Genomic DNA, 15,911 nt, shown 5'->3' on the forward strand with positions numbered 1-15,911 from the left:
GCTGCGAAAGGAAGACCTGCATCTGGCGTTCGCGTCGGGCACGGGCAACAAGATCATCCTGTTCGGGGCGCGGACCGGCCTCGACGGCATCGGCGGTGTGTCGGTGCTGGCGTCGGAGACGTTCGGCGGCGACGAGGGCGATGGTCCCGGCCGCAAGAAGCTACCGTCGGTGCAGGTGGGCGACCCCTTCATGGAGAAGGTGCTCATCGAGTGCTGCCTCGAGCTGTACGCCGCCGGCCTGGTGATCGGCATCCAGGATCTCGGCGGTGCCGGCTTGTCATGTGCCACATCGGAACTCGCATCGGCAGGTGACGGCGGCATGGACATTGAGCTGGACCGGGTGCCGCTGCGGGCGGCCAACATGACGCCGGCCGAGATCCTGTCCAGCGAGTCTCAGGAGCGGATGTGTGCCGTCGTCGCTCCCGAGAACGTGGAGAGGTTCCTGGAGGTGTGCCGCAAGTGGGATGTGCTCGCGACCGTCATCGGTGAGGTCACCGACGGTGACCGGCTGAAGGTCACCTGGCACGGCGAGACGGTCGTCGATGTGCCGCCGCGCACGGTTGCCCATGAAGGCCCGGTGTACGAACGCCCCGTCGAACGTCCGGACAGCCAGGACGCGCTCAACGCCGACACGTCCGCCAAGCTGCCGCGGCCGACCACCGGCGAGAACCTGCGCGCGACATTGCTTGCGCTGCTGGGCAGTCCGCACCTGTGCAGCCGGGCCTTCATCACCGAGCAGTACGACCGCTACGTCCGCGGCAACACCGTGCTGGCCGAGAATGCCGACGGCGGCGTCCTGCGCGTCGACGAGTCCACCGGCCGCGGCATCGCGGTGTCCACCGACGCGTCGGGCCGCTACACGCAGCTCGACCCGTATACCGGCGCCCAGCTCGCCCTCGCCGAGGCGTACCGCAACGTCGCGGTTACCGGCGCCACCCCGGTCGCCGTCACGAATTGCCTCAATTTCGGTTCTCCGGAAGACCCGGGCGTCATGTGGCAGTTCTCCGAGGCGGTCCGCGGTCTGGCCGATGGCTCTGCGGCCCTTGGCATTCCGGTGACCGGTGGCAATGTCAGCTTCTACAACCAGACCGGGACGACCGCCATCTTGCCGACCCCGGTCGTCGGCGTGCTCGGCGTCATCGACGACGTGACCCGGCGCATCCCGACCGGCCTGGGCAACGAGCCCGGCGAGACTCTGATGCTGCTCGGCGACACCCGCGACGAGTTCGACGGCTCCATCTGGGCGCAGGTCACCGCCGACCAGCTGGGCGGCCTGCCGCCCAAGGTAGACCTGGCGAGGGAGCAACTGCTTGCCGAGGTGCTCACCGCCGCCTCGCGTGACGGGCTGGTCTCGGCGGCCCACGACCTGTCCGAGGGCGGCCTCATCCAGGCGGTGGTCGAGGCGGCGCTGACGGGTGAAACCGGTTGCCGCATCCTGATTCCTGAGGGTGCGAACCCGTTTGTGACGCTGTTCTCCGAGTCTGCCGGGCGGGTGCTGGTCGCCGTCCCGCGCACCGAGGAGAGCCGATTCCGCGCCATGTGCGAGGCCCGCGGACTGCCGGTCACCCGCATCGGCGTTGTCGACCAAGCCAGCGACGAAGTCGAGGTGCAGGGCCAGTTCACGGTGTCCCTGGAGGACCTGCGCAGCACGTCGGACGGCGTGCTGCCCGGGTTATTCGGGTGAGTGCCCAAACAGAAAACATCACCGGCGAACCGGTCGCCGAGACCCGCGAGCCCAGACAACGACATCCGCTGCTGGTGTGGGCCTGGAGCCTGGTGCGACTCGACTTCGTCGGCGTCGGCTTCGGCGCGCTGTTCTTCTGTCTGTCGCTGACCCCGTCGCTGCTGCCCCGCGACTGGCTGTTCCAGGGCTTGATCGGCGGGCTCAACGCGGCCATCGGGTACGGAATCGGCGTGTTCGGTTCAAAGATGGTCCGCCGCTTCGTATTACGGCGCCGTGACTGGTGGCCGCCGCCGAAGCGGGTGCTGTACTGGATGAAGGCAGTGACCGTGGCGGGGTCGGCGACGGCGTGTGTGTTGATGCTGATCCCGGCGGCGGCGTGGCAACGGCAGGTGTCGGCGCTGATGGGCATGGAAGGGCCGGGCACGGCGGGCTACCTGCGCACGCTCGTCATCGCCGTGCTGGTCGGCGGCGTATGCGTCGCGGCGTCGAGGGTGCTGCTGGACGCGATCAAGACGCTGGCCCGCTGGCTGATCCGGCGCTGGCGGCTGCACGACGAGGTGGCGTTGTTCATCGGCACCGCGATCGTCGTGGTGCTGCTCGTCACGCTGATCAACGGCGTGCTGATCCGTGGCTTCCTGGCGGGTGCAAGCCGGGTGTTCCAACCGCAGAACACCACCACCCGCGCCGCAATCACGCAGCCCCTGGATTCCGAACGATCGGGCAGTCCGACGTCGCTCGCGCCGTGGGACACGCTGGGATTTCAGGGCCGCAACTTCGTGGCCACCGGACCCGACGAGGACGAACTCACCCGGCTCAATGGCAGGCCCGCCAAGGAACCCATCCGGGTGTATGCCGGCCTGCAGTCCGCCGACACCGATCAGGAGCGGATGGACGTCCTGGTCTCCGAACTCGAACGCACCGGTGCGTTCGAACGCGAGGTGTTGGTGATCATCCCGACCACCGGCACCGGCTGGATCAATCCCGTCGCCGCCAGGTCGATCGAGATGATGTACAACGGCGACACCGCTCTGGTCGGAGCGCAGTACTCCTACCTGCCGAGCTGGATTTCGTTTATGGGCGACCGGCAGAAGTCCATGGAGTTCGGCCGGATGATGATCAACACCATCCACCAGCGCTGGCAACAGCTCCTGCCCGAGCGACGGCCCAAGCTGATGCTGTACGGCGAGAGCCTGGGCTCGATGGCCGGGCAGGGCGCGTTCGGGTGGCTGCCCGACATCGCGCGGATGGGCTTCTCGTCCGTGTTGTGGGTGGGCCCGCCGAATACCAGCCCGCTGTGGAAGGGCATCACCATCCGCCGTGACCCGGGCACGCCGGAGGTCGAGCCGCGCTACGACAACGGCCGCACGGTGCGGTTCTCCCAGGCCACCGATGCGCGGGAAATCGCCGGGGACGCCGCACCACCCTGGGAGGGCACCAGGGTGCTGTTCCTGCAGCATCCCTCCGACCCGATCGTCTGGTGGTCGCCCGATCTGCTGTTTTCCCGGCCGGACTGGTTGAAGGAGCCACCCGGGCGGGACCGCACGGCGTCGATGCGGTGGTATCCGATCGTCACGTTCTGGCAAGTCAGCGCCGACATGACCAACGCGGTCGCGGTGCCGGCCGGGCATGGACACAACTACGGCGAGTACGTGCTGGACGGGTGGGCGGCCGTGGCGCCGCCCGACGGCTGGACCGCCGAGGACACCGAACGCATGCGGGTGGCGTTGGAGAAGACTGCCGCCAACGACGGGCCCGAGTATTAGTGCACCCCAAGCGGATCCGCCAAATCAGAGCGCTGACGCTGGCGGGCGGGTTGGTCGGTTGGGCCGGGTTGGTGGTTCCCCGGATACCACTGCGGGTGCACCCGGTGGTGCAGGCGATCCTCGGCGCCGGACTCGTCGCGGCGACCGGCGCCCCAGTTGGCCTGCGTCCGCCCGCATTGTGGTCGGGGCTGCGGCTGGGGTTGACCGCGGCGGCACCGGTGGCGGTCGGTGTGGCGGTTGCGGCGGCGCTGCGGCCGGTGCGGGTGGCGATGGCCGAGCGCGAACTGCCCACGCCCGCGGCGCGCTGGCTGTTGCTGCGGATACCGCTGGGCACGGTGTGGTCGGAGGAGGCCGCGTTCCGCGCTGCGTTGGGCACGGTCGCGGCCGAGGCGTTCGGACCGACAACCGGCCGGCTGCTGCAGTCGCTGGCGTTTGGGCTGTCGCACATCGCCGATGCCCGCAGCACCGGTGAGCCGGTGCTGCCCACCGTGCTGGCCACCGGCGCCGCGGGGTGGGCCTTCGCGCGACTGCGCGAGCGGTCCGGCAGTCTGGCCGCCCCGATGTTGGTGCATCTGGCGATCAACGAAGCCGGGGCGATCGTGGCGCTCGGCGTGCAGCACCGGCGCAAAACTCACGGGTTGATGGTCGGCTCCCCGAACTGCCGGCCCCAGACATAGTCGGTCAGCAGCGGGGTTGCGAATTCGAAGTGGTTGTACGGCGCGATGCTGTATCCGGTGTCCGTCACCAGATACGGCATCGGCCACAGCTCTCGGGTCACCTTCTGCCAGCATCCCGGCCGGCCCTCCGGCCCGCCCTTGGCGTTCACTCGCGGCAGGTTGTCGGGGTAGATGTACGGGTTTCCCGGGAGCAACACCGTGCCCGAAGACGCCAGCGAGTAGCCGTTGTCGCCGAGCACCCTGGCGATTTCCGGGCCGACCTCGGCGTAGTTGCGGGTCGTGCAGAAGATCATGCCCCGGTAGTCGTCGAGCAGTTTCGACGTCGGCAGCAGGTCTTCGGCACCGCGCACCAGATACGGCCCCGCGCGCTCGAAGCTGTCGGCAGCGGTGTTGCTGAAGCCGATCGCCGCCATCAGGACGGTGTCGATATTGCCGCGCTGGTCGTTGAACGTTCGCGCGGTCGTCACGGCATTCTCCAGGCCGGCCCACAGATCGGGGGAGGCGTCCGCGTAGACGTCGGCCAGATCGGCCACCCGCTGGGTGTCGTAGCGGATCTGCGGCATCCGTGGTTTCAGGTCGTCGAGGATCCGGTTCGCGTCGGCGAGTGAACTCCCGAACCGATCGCCCAGTCCGGTCAGCGCCTCCGCCGTTGCGGTCAACGTGGCGTTCAGCTTGACAGGATCGACCTTCTCGGCGATAGAGGTGACCGTCTCGAACAGCGTGTTGAACTCGGTGGTGACCGATGATGCATCGATCACGTCTTGACTCGAAATTCGCTGCGGTGTGGGGCTTTCCGGTGAGCTGAACGACACGTACTTGTTGCCGAACACCGTGGTCGCCGTGATGTCGGCGTTCACATTCGCCGGGATAAAGGAGATGTAACGGGGTTCGACGTTCAGCGTCAACCTGGCCTTGGTTGTGCCGTCGACATTGACCTGGTTGATGGCGCCGACCGTGCCGATCGCCACGCCGTTGTAGGTCACCTTCGAGCCGGGATCGACCACCAGGCCTGCGCGCGACGACAACAGGGTCACCTGCGTCGTCCGCGTGAGCTTGCCCTGGAACTGCAAATAGACCAACGTCGCCGCCGCCGCGAGGATCACCAAGGCCACCGCACCAGCCACCTTGTAGGGCGGATTGTGGCGGTCGACAAACACTTTGAGACCCTAAGGTATGTCCGGGCGCCGCGCCGCCGATCCGGCGAAGACGCGTGCGTCCGTCCTCGCGATCGCGGACTGGTTGCGCGACGAGAGGCGGCCGGCGCCCGAACGATCCGAGCTGGCCGCGGCGGTTCGGCTCACCGCCCGCACGCTTGCGGTGATCGCGCCGGGCGCCAGCGTCGAGCTTCGGGTGCCGCCGTTTGTCGCGGTGCAGTGCATTTCGGGGCCCAGGCACACCCGCGGCACACCGCCCAATGTGGTGGAGACCGACCCGCGGACTTGGCTGCTGCTGGCCACCGGGCTGCTCGGCGTCGGTGACGCGGCGGCCAGCGGAGCGTTGCGGCTGTCGGGATCCCGCGCGGGTGAGGTCGCCTCCTGGCTGCCCGTGGTCGAACTGCCGAAATGAGACGGCCGCCGCGGTTGTTATGCATTGCACGGCGACACTGCCGCCTCGATTCCGTGATCAGCCCGTGATGACCGTAGACTGAAGTCGTCACCCACCGCGCCCTGGGAGCAGCCCTATCGTGACCGGCCAGCAGACCGATCAAGAACCCCGCGAGGAGTGTGGCGTATTCGGCGTGTGGGCTCCCGGCGAAGAGGTCGCCAAGCTCACCTACTACGGCCTGTACGCCCTGCAGCATCGCGGCCAGGAGGCCGCCGGCATCGCCGTCGCCGACGGCTCGCAGGTGCTGGTGTTCAAGGATCTCGGGCTGGTCAGCCAGGTTTTCGACGAGCAGACGCTGGCCGCGATGGAGGGCCACGTCGCGATCGGGCACTGCCGCTACTCCACCACCGGCTCCACCACCTGGGAAAACGCCCAGCCGGTGTTCCGCAACACCGCCGCGGGCACCGGCGTTGCTCTCGGGCACAACGGCAACCTGGTCAACACCACCGACCTGGCCGCCCGTGCCCGCGAGGCCGGGTTGATCAACACCCGCGGAGCACGCGCCGCGACCACCGACTCCGACATCCTCGGCGCGCTGCTGGCACACGGCGCCGCCGATGCCACGCTGGAGCAGGCCGCCCTCGAGCTGCTGCCCACCGTGCGCGGCGCGTTCTGTGTGACGTTCATGGACGAGAACACCCTCTACGCGGCCCGCGATCCCTACGGCGTGCGGCCGCTGTCGTTGGGCCGGCTCGACCGCGGCTGGGTGGTCGCCTCCGAAACCGCAGCGTTGGACATCGTCGGCGCCTCGTTCGTCCGTGATATCGAGCCCGGTGAGCTGCTCGCCATCGACGCCGACGGCGTGCGCTCCAGCCGGTTCGCCCCGCCTCAGCCGAAGGGCTGCGTGTTCGAGTACGTCTACCTGGCCCGTCCGGACAGCACGATCGGCGGCCGGTCGGTGCACAAGACCCGGGTCGACATCGGCCGTCGGCTGGCCCAGGAACGGCCGGTCGAGGCCGACCTGGTGATCGGTGTCCCGGAATCCGGTACCCCGGCGGCGGTCGGCTACGCGCAGGAGTCGGGCATCCCGTTCGGGCAGGGCCTGACGAAGAACGCCTACGTCGGCCGCACGTTCATCCAGCCGTCGCAGACCATTCGCCAATTGGGCATCCGTCTCAAGCTCAATCCGCTCAAAGAGGTGATCCGCGGCAAGCGGCTCATCGTCGTCGACGACTCGATCGTGCGCGGCAACACTCAGCGCGCGCTGGTGCGGATGCTGCGGGAGGCCGGTGCGGTCGAGGTCCACGTCCGGATCGCGTCGCCGCCGGTGAAGTGGCCGTGCTTCTACGGCATCGACTTCGCGACGCCGGCCGAACTGATTGCCAACGCCGTCGAGAACGAAGACGAGATGCTCGAGGCGGTCCGGCATGCCATCGGCGCCGACACACTGGGCTACATCTCCCAACGGGGCATGGTCGAGGCCACCGAACAGCCCGCGACGCGGTTGTGCACCGCCTGCTTCGACGGCAACTACCCGATCGAACTGCCCAGCGAGACGGCGCTGGGCAAGAACGTAATCGAGCACATGCTCGCCAACGCTGCCCGCACGGGCATGCAGGCCGACAACGACAACGTGTCCCCACTGAGTCGGCCCTAGACTGTTCCGCGCGCGTCAGCCAAACCCGCAACCCGGGTCGGGCGCATCGGTGGACAGCGGTGCCCCGGCCGGATTGATGTAGAGGATCTGCAGAACCAGCGGCCCAGGGCCGACATTGCGGCCCATGTGCACATACTCCGGGCCGCCTTTTTCGGCGATGCTCTGTCCGGCCACATACAGGCCGTCCATCGTGCAGTCGGCCCGGTTGTGCATCAAGATCCCCTCTTTGACGACACCGAACAGCTCACCGCGGTGCGAATGCCAGCCGGTGCTGCCGCCGGGCGCCACGGTGATCTCCCGGAAGACGTAGTCCGTGCCCGCATCGGTCATCTGCCAGATCACGGTCCCGTCGGTGTCCCGCGGTGGGGTGGCGGCGGCGGTGCCCGGGAGTACTACCGATACGGCCGCGGTCACCGCCGTAGCCAGCGCAAACGAGCGAACGACATTCATGGTCGCTCACGTTGTCATACGGTGCCCGATCGTGCGCGATGTCGGCGAGAAAGCGGCGCATACCGTGCCGTGGCCCGGCCCGGTAGCCTGGGTCGCGATGACCGATCGCGCCGGACAACACGGCATCTCCTATGCATCGGCCGGGGTGGACATCGAAGCCGGTGACCGCGCCGTCGAACTCCTCAAACCATTGGCGATGAAGGCGACGAGGCCCGAGGTACGCGGCGGTCTCGGCGGCTTCGTCGGGCTGTTCGCGCTGCGCGGCGGGTACCGGGAACCGGTGCTGGCCTCCTCGACCGACGGGGTGGGCACCAAGCTGGCGGTGGCCCAGGCGATGGACAAGCACGACACCGTCGGACTCGACCTGGTCGCGATGGTCGTCGACGATCTGGTGGTGTGCGGCGCCGAGCCGCTGTTCCTGCAGGACTACATCGCCGTCGGCCGCACCGTGCCCGAGCGGGTGAGCCAGCTGGTCTCCGGTATCGCCAACGGTTGCGTGATCGCCGGCTGCGCGCTGCTGGGCGGCGAGACCGCCGAGCATCCCGGGCTGATGGCGCCCGACCACTACGACATCTCCGCGACCGGGGTCGGAGTCGTCGAGGCCGACGACGTGCTCGGCCCGGAGCGGGTCAAGCCCGGCGACGTGATCATCGCCATGGGCTCCACCGGCCTGCATTCCAACGGCTATTCGCTCGCCCGCAAGGTGCTGCTGGAGATCGACCGGATGAACCTGGCCGGCCACGTGGAGGAGTTCGGCCGCACGCTGGGCGAAGAACTGCTCGAGCCGACCCGCATCTACGCCAAGGACTGCCTGGCGCTGGCCGCCGAAACCCAGGTCCGCACGTTCTGCCATGTCACCGGCGGCGGCCTGGCCGGCAACCTGGAACGCGTCGTTCCGCACGGCCTGGTCGCCGAGGTGGACCGCGGCACCTGGACGCCCGCGCCGGTGTTCGGGATGATCGCCCAGCGCGGCCGCATCGAGCGTGCCGAGATGGAGAAGACGTTCAACATGGGTGTCGGCATGGTCGCCGTCGTCGCCCCGGAGGACACCGACCGTGCGCTGGCGATCCTGACCGCCCGGCACCTGAGCTGCTGGACCGTGGGCACCGTCAAGAAGGGCAGCAAGGACGGCGCACGCGTCCAACTCGTGGGCCAGCACCCACGTTTCTAAGAAGAACCCGGACTAGCGGCGCCAGTCGTTTTCGTCGGCCCAGTTGTCGTCGGCCAACCCGTCGGTGCCGTTGAGATCGTCGTCAGGCTCGGTAGCGCCCGACCCGGACAGCTCGCGCTGAAGCCGCTCGAAATCGGTCTGCGGTGAGCTGTATTTGAGCTCACGAGCAACCTTGGTCTGCTTTGCCTTTGCCCGGCCGCGGCCCATGGGGGGACCCCCTCGCGCAATAACGGAGCGGCCCAATTAGCAGGCGGCTCCGATCTGTGTGTCTTTATTGTCCTGCCAACACTTTACCGTGCCCGGCTCGCGTGCGCTGGCAGGCCCTTCTGAGCACCCGAGGCCTCATCGCGCCCCACCTCGCAGCCGTTCGACCGCCAACCGGCCCGCCCCGGTGACATCGGCGGCCGGCATCGAATCGGCGTCGATGACGGCGGGCACCTCGACCGCGCCGCCGGTGGTCAACGCGGTGTCGGCCGGAAGTCCGCGCTTGAGTAACGCCAGGCTGATGGGGCCGAGGTCGACGTGGTCGACGACGGTGCCCAGCCGGCCCACGGTGCGGCCGCCGGCCAGCACCGGGTCGCCGGTCGACGGCCGGTCGGTGGACCCGTCGAGGTGCAGCAGGACCATCATCCGCGGCGGTTTGCCCAGGTTATGGACCCGCGCGACGGTTTCCTGGCCGCGGTAGCAGCCCTTGTCCAGGTGCACCGCGCTGTCGATCCAGCCGACCTCATGTGGGATGGTCCGCTCGTCGGTGTCGACCCCGAGCCGGGGGCGCAACGCCGCCACCCGATGCGCTTCGTAGGCCCACACCCCGGCCCTGCGTACCCCTGCCGCGGTCAGCCGGTCCAGCCAGTCGCCGGCCTGCCGGCGCGGCACGACCAGGTCCAGCTCGATGTCCGGCGAGCTCATGCGGCGGACAAAGCCCCCATCGGGCAGGGCGACGGCGGTGGATTCCGCCGGTAGCGAATCCAGAGCAAGGGCGTCCAGCACGGCTGTGTCGGCGAGCCGGGGGCCCAGCAGCGACACCACGGCGAGGTCGGCCGGCTCGACCGTGACGTCGGACCAGAACACCATCTTGTGTAGATAGGCCAGCAGCGGCTCGCCCCGCGACGACTCGGTGTCCAGGTAGGTGATGTCGCCGAGCTCGGTCTGGATCCAGTGGTCCTCGACGCGGCCCTGGCCGTCCAGGCTCAGGTTCTGCGTGACGGTGCCATCTGGAAGGTCGCTGACGTGCTGGGTGGAGATCTCGTGCAACCAACTCTTGCGGTCGCCGCCGGTCAGGGTCAGCACCGCCCGGTGCGAGCGGTCCACCACCACGGCCTGGTCTGTCGCAGCGCGCTGCTCGCCGAGCGGGTCCCCGTAATGCCAGACGGCACCGGCGTCGGGACCCGCATCGGGGGCGGGAACTGCTGACATAGCTCCAACTGTACGGCGCTACGCTTCTTGCCCATGGCGAGCGAACCGGGGGTCGTGGTCACGCTCGACGGGCAGTTGCAGGACCCGCAGGCGCCCCTCCTGCACGCCGACGATCTAGCCGTCGTCCGCGGCGACGGGATCTTCGAGTCGCTACTGGTCCGCGACGGTCGCCCGTGCCTGCTCGAGGCGCATCTGGGGCGGTTGACGCAGTCGGCTCGTCTGATGGATCTGCCCGCACCCGATCTCCCGGCCTGGCGAGCAGCGGTCGCCACCGCGGCGTCGAGCTGGACGGCGCAGGGCGGCGAAGAGGGTGTGCTGCGGCTGATCTATAGCCGCGGACGGGAGAGCGGCGGGACACCGCCGGCCGGAGCCGCACGGCCGGCGACATCAGGCACGGCGTTCGTCATGATCGGTCCGCTGCCCGCCAGGGTGGCTGCCGCCCGCCAGGACGGAGTGGCGGCGCTGACGCTGGCCCGCGGCCTGCCTGCCGAGAGCGCCGGCGAAATGCCGTGGCTGCTGGCCGGCGCCAAGACGCTGTCGTACGCGGTGAACATGGCGGCGCTGCGCCATGCCGAACGCCACGGCGCGGGTGACGTGGTCTTCGTCAGCTCGGAGGGCCACATCCTGGAGGGTCCGCGGTCGACGGTGGTGATCGCCACCGCCGGAGAAGCAGGCAACCCCTGCCTGCTCACCCCGCCGCCGTGGTATCCGATCCTGCGCGGCACCACGCAGCAGGCCCTATTCGATGTCGCGCGCAATAAGGGCTACGACTGCGACTACCGGTCGCTGCGGCCCGCTGATCTCGTTGCCGCGCAGGGGGTTTGGCTTATTTCAAGCATTACGCTGGCCGCGCGGGTGCACACGCTGGACGGCAAGCCGCTGCGGCCGGCGCCGCTCGCTACCGAGCTCAGCGAGCTGGTCGACGCCGCGATCGTCAGCGATCGCTGACGGCGGAACCGGCCTAAAACCGCTTGTCGGGCTGCTGGTGCGCGAGTACGGTGCCTCGTACACAGGGAAGGAGGTGGTCCGACAAATTGATTGGCTTATGGACATGTGAGGTGGCTGCCCGCTAGCAGCACCAGGCGGATTTCGTTGCTCTTCGCGCAAGCGCTCATCGGCGAGTCAACCTGCGCGCGCTGGCGAATTCCCCGCAGCCACCCGGCCCCCGAGCCCCTCGGTTTTGTCCAACCAAGGAACTGCGGCTCGGGGGCCGCTCCATGTCTAGCCGCGGGTACTGGTGTCCGCTAGCCGGGTGCGCGATGATGCGGCGCATGCACCTGGTGTGGCGGCTCGCCGCAGTGCTGACCGCGGCTGCCCTCGCCGCCTGCGCTCCGGCGGCGGAGAGATCGCCTGCCGCGGGCTTGTCGCAATGTCAGAAGGACTCACTGGACACCCTGTACAAGGGCGTCTTCACGTTCGGCACCGACCAACCCGTTTACCCGCCGTGGTACATGGGCGACAACCGTCGCCGTTGAGTGTGTATGAGTGACACGCTCAGGCGGCGTCCCCGTGCGGGGTTTGGGTTCTGGCTTCACCGCCCACGGCCGCCGCTTGCGCAGGTCGGTCTTACGCGGGCTCGCCAGGCCAGCGTTATCGGCTGGTCTGGCCCGCCGTCTCCAGCGCTACCGCTGGAACTGCCGACGAACGGCGCCGTGGCCCCGACTGGACCACAACTGGCATATCCCGGCCAGTCACGGGGGATTAAGTTATGCCGCCAACCTATCTACGACGTACGACAAGCTCTGCTAGAACACACCCAAGCTCACTCGAATACACCCCAGCGGCAACAGCTCCTCACCCCGCCAACGGGGAAGGTTTCGAGTCGGCGCTGGCCTACGCCGTCGCCGGCAAACTGGGTTACGCCGGCGACGATGTTCGATGGGTGCGGGTGCCATTCGGCATCGCCATCACTGCGGGCCCAAAGACGTTTGACGCCAACCTTTCCCAGTTCTCCATCACCGAGCAGCGCAAGGCCGCGGTCGATTTCTCGTCGCCGTATTTCGCCGTGACGCAGGCCGTCGTCACGGTCAAGTCGTCACCGGCGGCCCGGGCGGACAGTCTCGACGATCTCAAGTCGCTCAAGCTGGGTGTGCAGGTCGGCACCACCAGCTGTACCGCGGCGACGGCGGTGGGCAGCGGTGTCCCGGTGACCGTGTACAACACCAACGGCGACGCGAAGATGGCGCTGTCCGACGGCGAGATCGATGCGTTGGTGGCCGATCTGCCGACCGCCTCGCGGTCGCCGGAGAGTTGCGCGACGGCACGCTGGCCCGATTGCAGCAGCAATGGCTCGCCGGTGCCGGTAAGGCGCCGGTGCTCAGCTAACCGGGCCCGGCGCCAGCGACGCGCACGCTTGCACGGCCTTCTCCCAGGTCGCTTGATCGACCCCGGGTGGCGGGCCGCCCGGGCCGGGCGGCGGAGTCGGCACGTCGTGCCGGGCCAGGCAGCCGGCATAGGTGCCGTGGCGGGGTGCCTCCGCCGGCGGCGGGGTCTGCTGCGATGGAGCGGTGTCCGACGAACAGCCCGCGAACGTGGCCACGGTGGTGGCGGCCACGAGCGCGCTCAGCATCACTTTGGCCCTAGACAATTTGATCCGCATCCTCCATCGACACCGGGCCAACGTACCGTTGCGCGAACTCCTCACCGGGCACCGGCCACCGTTCGCCACCGCTGCCTTTCACCACCCAGTCCCCGGGTGCGGTTGTCACCGGACCTTCCAGAGTGTCGACGATCTCACCCTTACGTGCCGGCGTGGCCCGGACGAATCCCGTTCGCTCATAACGATTTCCGTTGACCTGCTGATACGTCGACCGGAACTTGTCGTCACGTACTGACCAACTGTCTCCATCCGAGTCGCGGACTTCCCAGTCGCCAGCGTCGGCGTGCATGGTGTCGCCACCATGCGAGGTCCATGTCCACGGGTCGCGATGTTGCACCGCGGTCACTGTTCCGGCGCGGCGGAACCACGCCCATCGGGGTGTGTTGCTTTGCTTAGCCGACAAATCGCGTCAACCGCGCCGATAAATGTGGCACCAGTCCGCCGTCGGCATCGACGCGTTCCTCAACGTAGGCCAAATCGCCGCCCTCGACGATGCCGTACAACCGTTTGGCGCCGCCCACCAGCATTCCCGACTTGCTGCGGGCCAGCGCGTCGGTGACCAGCTCCCACGACGACTGGGTGCGCGGCTGGCCGTAGAACAGCTCGACGTAGCCGGCGGAGTGCGCCAGCAGCAACTCGATGGCCTGCGACTCGGACGCATCGTTGGGGTCGTTGACGAAGCGCCAGTAGCCGGTCTCGCGCAGCCCGCGCGCCTGGTAATCACCGGTTTCGGTCAGCCGCCAGGACCGCGCTTCCCAAATCAGGTAGTCGCCGCCGTCGTGGGACACCACGATCTGCTGACCGAACCGGTAGTCACCCTGTGCTCCACGGCCCTCGCCCTCGCCGCGCCACACACCCACCAGCGGCAGCAGCGCGAGCAGTGCGTCGTTCAGGTCGGTGCCTTCGCGGAGGTTGGCGGTGTCGGCGGGCGCCGGAAGATCTGGGAACACCGGGATATTGCGGGCTGCTGTCGCCTTGGCCCGTTCCGCCGCAGCGGAGACCGCCTGGTCGCCCGAACCAGCAGCGACAGGGCCGTCGGCAGAGGTCACGATTCGTCGGTGATGAGCCGATACAGCGCGTACAGCGCGAACCAGGTGATGACCACGGTGGTCGCCACAAGCAGGATCTCGAAGATCAACACCACGGCCGTGAGTCTAGTCTCCGGCCGGATGGTCTCGCCGGTTAGGCACGGCCGATGGCCTGACTCCTCGTCGGCACGTGCCGTGCCGCCTTCGTCGTCAGGCGACCTTGACGTCGACCTCGTGGATGCCCGCGCCGGACGGTGCCACGCTGGCGTCGCCGTTGCCCGCCGGGGACAGCGCGCGCAGCGTCCACGTGCCCGGGGCGGCGAAGAACCGGAAGTCACCGGTCGCCGATGCGACGACCTCGGCGGTGAACTCGTCGGAGGAGTCCAGCAGGCGCACGAACGCGCCGCCGACAGACTGACCGGAGCCGTCAACGACCCGACCGGTGATCACCGTTTCCTTCTCCAGGTCGACGCCGGCCGGCAGCGTCTGTCCTTGCTTCGGTGCAGAGCACATATCAACTTCCCAACTCGATCGGGGCACCCACCAGGGAGCCGTATTCCGTCCAACTGCCGTCGTAGTTCTTGACGTTCTCGTGGCCCAGCAGCTCGCGAAGCACGAACCAGGTGTGCGACGAACGCTCACCGATCCGGCAGTACGCAATGGTTTCCTTCGAGCCGTCCAGCCCGGCCTCGGCGTACAACGTGCCCAGGTCGTCATCCGACTTGAAGGTGCCGTCCTCGTTCGCTGCCTTGCTCCACGGAACGTTGATCGCGCCGGGAATATGCCCGGGCCGCTGGCTCTGCTCCTGCGGCAGGTGCGCCGGGGCCAGGATCTTGCCGGAGAACTCGTCCGGGGAGCGCACGTCGACGAGGTTCTTGGCGCTGATCGCCGCGATGACCTCGTCGCGGAAAGCGCGAATGCTGTTGTCCGGCTGTTTGGCGGTGTAGCTGGTCGTCGAACGGTTCACCGGGTCGCTGGACAGCGGCCTGCCGTCGAGCTCCCATTTCTTGCGGCCGCCGTCGAGCAGCTTGACCTTGTCGTGGCCGTAGAGCTTGAAGTACCAGTACGCGTAGGCGGCGAACCAGTTGTTGTTGCCGCCGTAGAGGATCACGGTGTCGTCGTTGGCGATGCCGCGATCGGACAGCAGCTTGGAGAATTGCTGGGCATCGACGAAGTCGCGTTTGACCGGGTCCTGCAGGTCGGTCTTCCAGTCCAGCTTGACCGCGCCGGCAATGTGTCCGCCGTCGTAGGCGGTGGTGTCCTCGTCCACTTCGACGAAGACGGTGTTCGGCGCTTCGAGATTGCTCTCGGCCCAGTCGGCCGTGACCAGGATATCGGAGCGAGCCATGAAGGAAATCCTTTCGGTTGCTTGGTATTTGAAGATTTACGCGGGGTTGGGCCGCAGGCGTGCGACCAACGGGTAGAGCTGGCAGCCAAGGCAGATGGCGAAGGCGGCGTTGAGAAAGGCGGCCACCAGCGCGAAGCCGGTGGCGACCAGGCCCACCGTGGTGACGCCGGTGGCGAACCCGATGACGCCGACGGCGGCGAAGACGAACCCGACGAGCTGCGCGAACTTCAACGGCGGCGCCGGTTCTCGTTCGGTGACCGGTCCGAGCCGGGGAGCGACGAGGCTCGCGAACAGCCGGCCGTACGGATGCCGGCGCGGCCCGCCCGCCGCGCCGATCGTGAACACCACGGCTTGCAGGCCCAGGATGACGGCGGCGACGCCGGGGCGCAGCGCCGAGACGATCAGCGCCACCGTCAGCACCGCCGTGGTGACCCAGGCGGTGAATCGGGGTCCGCGGACGTCCACCTGGTCGTTCGCGGCATTGGCCTTGGTGGGTAGTGGCATGAAGTCACACTCCTGTTGCGTGGATGGGCTGGTTGTGAGCAGGCCACATGGGCTGCTCCGAGCGAGCGC

18 protein-coding genes and 1 pseudogene are annotated in these 15,911 nt (G+C 68.3%); 9 read left to right on the forward strand and 10 right to left on the reverse strand.

Annotation, left to right across the window (positions count from 1 at the left end):
• The 3 genes from purL to ACRDU5_RS09395 form a co-directional block, all read left to right on the forward strand.
• The coding region (purL, locus tag ACRDU5_RS09385) for a phosphoribosylformylglycinamidine synthase subunit PurL (RefSeq protein ID WP_526614208.1) at positions 1–1,684 on the forward strand (1,684 nt) is incomplete at its 5' end.
• A gap of 17 nt (positions 1,685–1,701) precedes the next feature.
• Positions 1,702–3,447, forward strand: coding sequence for an alpha/beta hydrolase (locus ACRDU5_RS09390; RefSeq protein WP_526614238.1), 1,746 nt, complete (start codon positions 1,702–1,704; stop codon positions 3,445–3,447).
• Positions 3,447–4,124 (forward strand): Rv0804 family intramembrane glutamic endopeptidase, encoded by a 678-nt coding sequence (locus ACRDU5_RS09395; RefSeq protein ID WP_526614209.1) that lies wholly within the window; start codon positions 3,447–3,449, stop codon positions 4,122–4,124. The genes ACRDU5_RS09390 and ACRDU5_RS09395 overlap by 1 nt, the downstream gene beginning before the upstream one ends.
• Here ACRDU5_RS09395 and ACRDU5_RS09400 read toward each other — a convergent pair.
• A complete protein-coding gene (locus tag ACRDU5_RS09400; protein WP_526614210.1) occupies positions 4,079–5,281 on the reverse strand; it encodes an MCE family protein in 1,203 nt (400 codons plus the stop codon). The genes ACRDU5_RS09395 and ACRDU5_RS09400 overlap by 46 nt on opposite strands.
• A 16-nt stretch (positions 5,282–5,297) precedes the next feature.
• Here ACRDU5_RS09400 and ACRDU5_RS09405 point away from each other — a divergent pair, with 16 nt between their 5' ends.
• Both ACRDU5_RS09405 and purF read left to right on the forward strand, forming a co-directional pair.
• The gene (locus ACRDU5_RS09405) at positions 5,298–5,690 is read left to right on the forward strand and encodes a sterol carrier family protein (RefSeq protein ID WP_526614211.1); all 393 of its coding nucleotides are present in this window, start codon (positions 5,298–5,300) and stop codon (positions 5,688–5,690) included.
• 118 nt (positions 5,691–5,808) lie between these two features.
• The gene (gene purF, locus ACRDU5_RS09410; RefSeq protein ID WP_526614212.1) at positions 5,809–7,326 is read left to right on the forward strand and encodes an amidophosphoribosyltransferase; all 1,518 of its coding nucleotides are present in this window, start codon (positions 5,809–5,811) and stop codon (positions 7,324–7,326) included.
• A gap of 15 nt (positions 7,327–7,341) precedes the next feature.
• On the opposite strand, the gene ACRDU5_RS09415 is transcribed toward purF, so the two are convergent.
• A complete protein-coding gene (locus tag ACRDU5_RS09415) occupies positions 7,342–7,776 on the reverse strand; it encodes a cupin domain-containing protein (RefSeq protein WP_526614213.1) in 435 nt (144 codons plus the stop codon).
• Between the two features lie 97 nt (positions 7,777–7,873).
• On the opposite strand from ACRDU5_RS09415, the gene purM reads away from it, so the two are divergent.
• Entirely contained in the window at positions 7,874–8,947 is a 1,074-nt protein-coding gene (purM, locus tag ACRDU5_RS09420) for a phosphoribosylformylglycinamidine cyclo-ligase (protein WP_526614239.1), read from the forward strand.
• Positions 8,948–8,959: 12 nt separating this feature from the next.
• Here purM and ACRDU5_RS09425 read toward each other — a convergent pair whose 3' ends face one another.
• Complete coding sequence (locus tag ACRDU5_RS09425; protein WP_526614214.1) at positions 8,960–9,154, reverse strand: DUF3073 family protein; 195 nt, start codon at positions 9,152–9,154, stop codon at positions 8,960–8,962.
• A 135-nt stretch (positions 9,155–9,289) separates the two neighbouring features.
• The gene (gene ygfZ, locus ACRDU5_RS09430) at positions 9,290–10,363 is read right to left on the reverse strand and encodes a CAF17-like 4Fe-4S cluster assembly/insertion protein YgfZ (protein ID WP_526614215.1); all 1,074 of its coding nucleotides are present in this window, start codon (positions 10,361–10,363) and stop codon (positions 9,290–9,292) included.
• 33 nt (positions 10,364–10,396) lie between these two features.
• Here ygfZ and ACRDU5_RS09435 point away from each other — a divergent pair, with 33 nt between their 5' ends.
• From ACRDU5_RS09435 to ACRDU5_RS09445, 3 genes and pseudogenes are all read left to right on the forward strand, one after another.
• Positions 10,397–11,311, forward strand: a complete 915-nt coding sequence (locus ACRDU5_RS09435) for an aminodeoxychorismate lyase (RefSeq protein ID WP_526614216.1) — start codon at positions 10,397–10,399, stop codon at positions 11,309–11,311.
• Between the two features lie 323 nt (positions 11,312–11,634).
• Positions 11,635–11,838, forward strand: coding sequence for a hypothetical protein (locus ACRDU5_RS09440; RefSeq protein ID WP_526614217.1), 204 nt, complete (start codon positions 11,635–11,637; stop codon positions 11,836–11,838).
• A 233-nt stretch (positions 11,839–12,071) separates the two neighbouring features.
• Positions 12,072–12,347 (forward strand): annotated as a pseudogene (locus tag ACRDU5_RS09445) (hypothetical protein); the annotation flags it as partial.
• Between the two features lie 333 nt (positions 12,348–12,680).
• Here the strand turns inward: ACRDU5_RS09445 and ACRDU5_RS09450 are convergent.
• The 6 genes from ACRDU5_RS09450 to ACRDU5_RS09475 form a co-directional block, all read right to left on the reverse strand.
• A complete protein-coding gene (locus tag ACRDU5_RS09450) occupies positions 12,681–12,932 on the reverse strand; it encodes a hypothetical protein (RefSeq protein ID WP_526614219.1) in 252 nt (83 codons plus the stop codon).
• Positions 12,933–12,942: 10 nt separating this feature from the next.
• Positions 12,943–13,299 carry a hypothetical protein gene (locus ACRDU5_RS09455; RefSeq protein ID WP_526614220.1) on the reverse strand — a complete coding sequence of 119 codons (357 nt, stop codon included), beginning with the start codon at positions 13,297–13,299 and terminating at the stop codon, positions 12,943–12,945.
• A gap of 55 nt (positions 13,300–13,354) precedes the next feature.
• Positions 13,355–14,014 (reverse strand): nitrobindin family protein, encoded by a 660-nt coding sequence (locus ACRDU5_RS09460; RefSeq protein WP_526614240.1) that lies wholly within the window; start codon positions 14,012–14,014, stop codon positions 13,355–13,357.
• Between the two features lie 186 nt (positions 14,015–14,200).
• Complete coding sequence (locus tag ACRDU5_RS09465) at positions 14,201–14,503, reverse strand: DUF1416 domain-containing protein (protein WP_526614221.1); 303 nt, start codon at positions 14,501–14,503, stop codon at positions 14,201–14,203.
• 1 nt (position 14,504) lies between these two features.
• On the reverse strand, positions 14,505–15,338 hold the full coding sequence (locus tag ACRDU5_RS09470) for a sulfurtransferase (RefSeq protein ID WP_526614222.1): 834 nt from the start codon (positions 15,336–15,338) through the stop codon (positions 14,505–14,507).
• A gap of 36 nt (positions 15,339–15,374) precedes the next feature.
• The gene (locus tag ACRDU5_RS09475; protein ID WP_526614223.1) at positions 15,375–15,842 is read right to left on the reverse strand and encodes a DUF4395 family protein; all 468 of its coding nucleotides are present in this window, start codon (positions 15,840–15,842) and stop codon (positions 15,375–15,377) included.
• Positions 15,843–15,911 lie beyond the last annotated feature (69 nt).

The organism is Mycobacterium sp. (assembly GCF_050701515.1).
In the GTDB taxonomy this organism is placed as follows: domain Bacteria; phylum Actinomycetota; class Actinomycetes; order Mycobacteriales; family Mycobacteriaceae; genus Mycobacterium.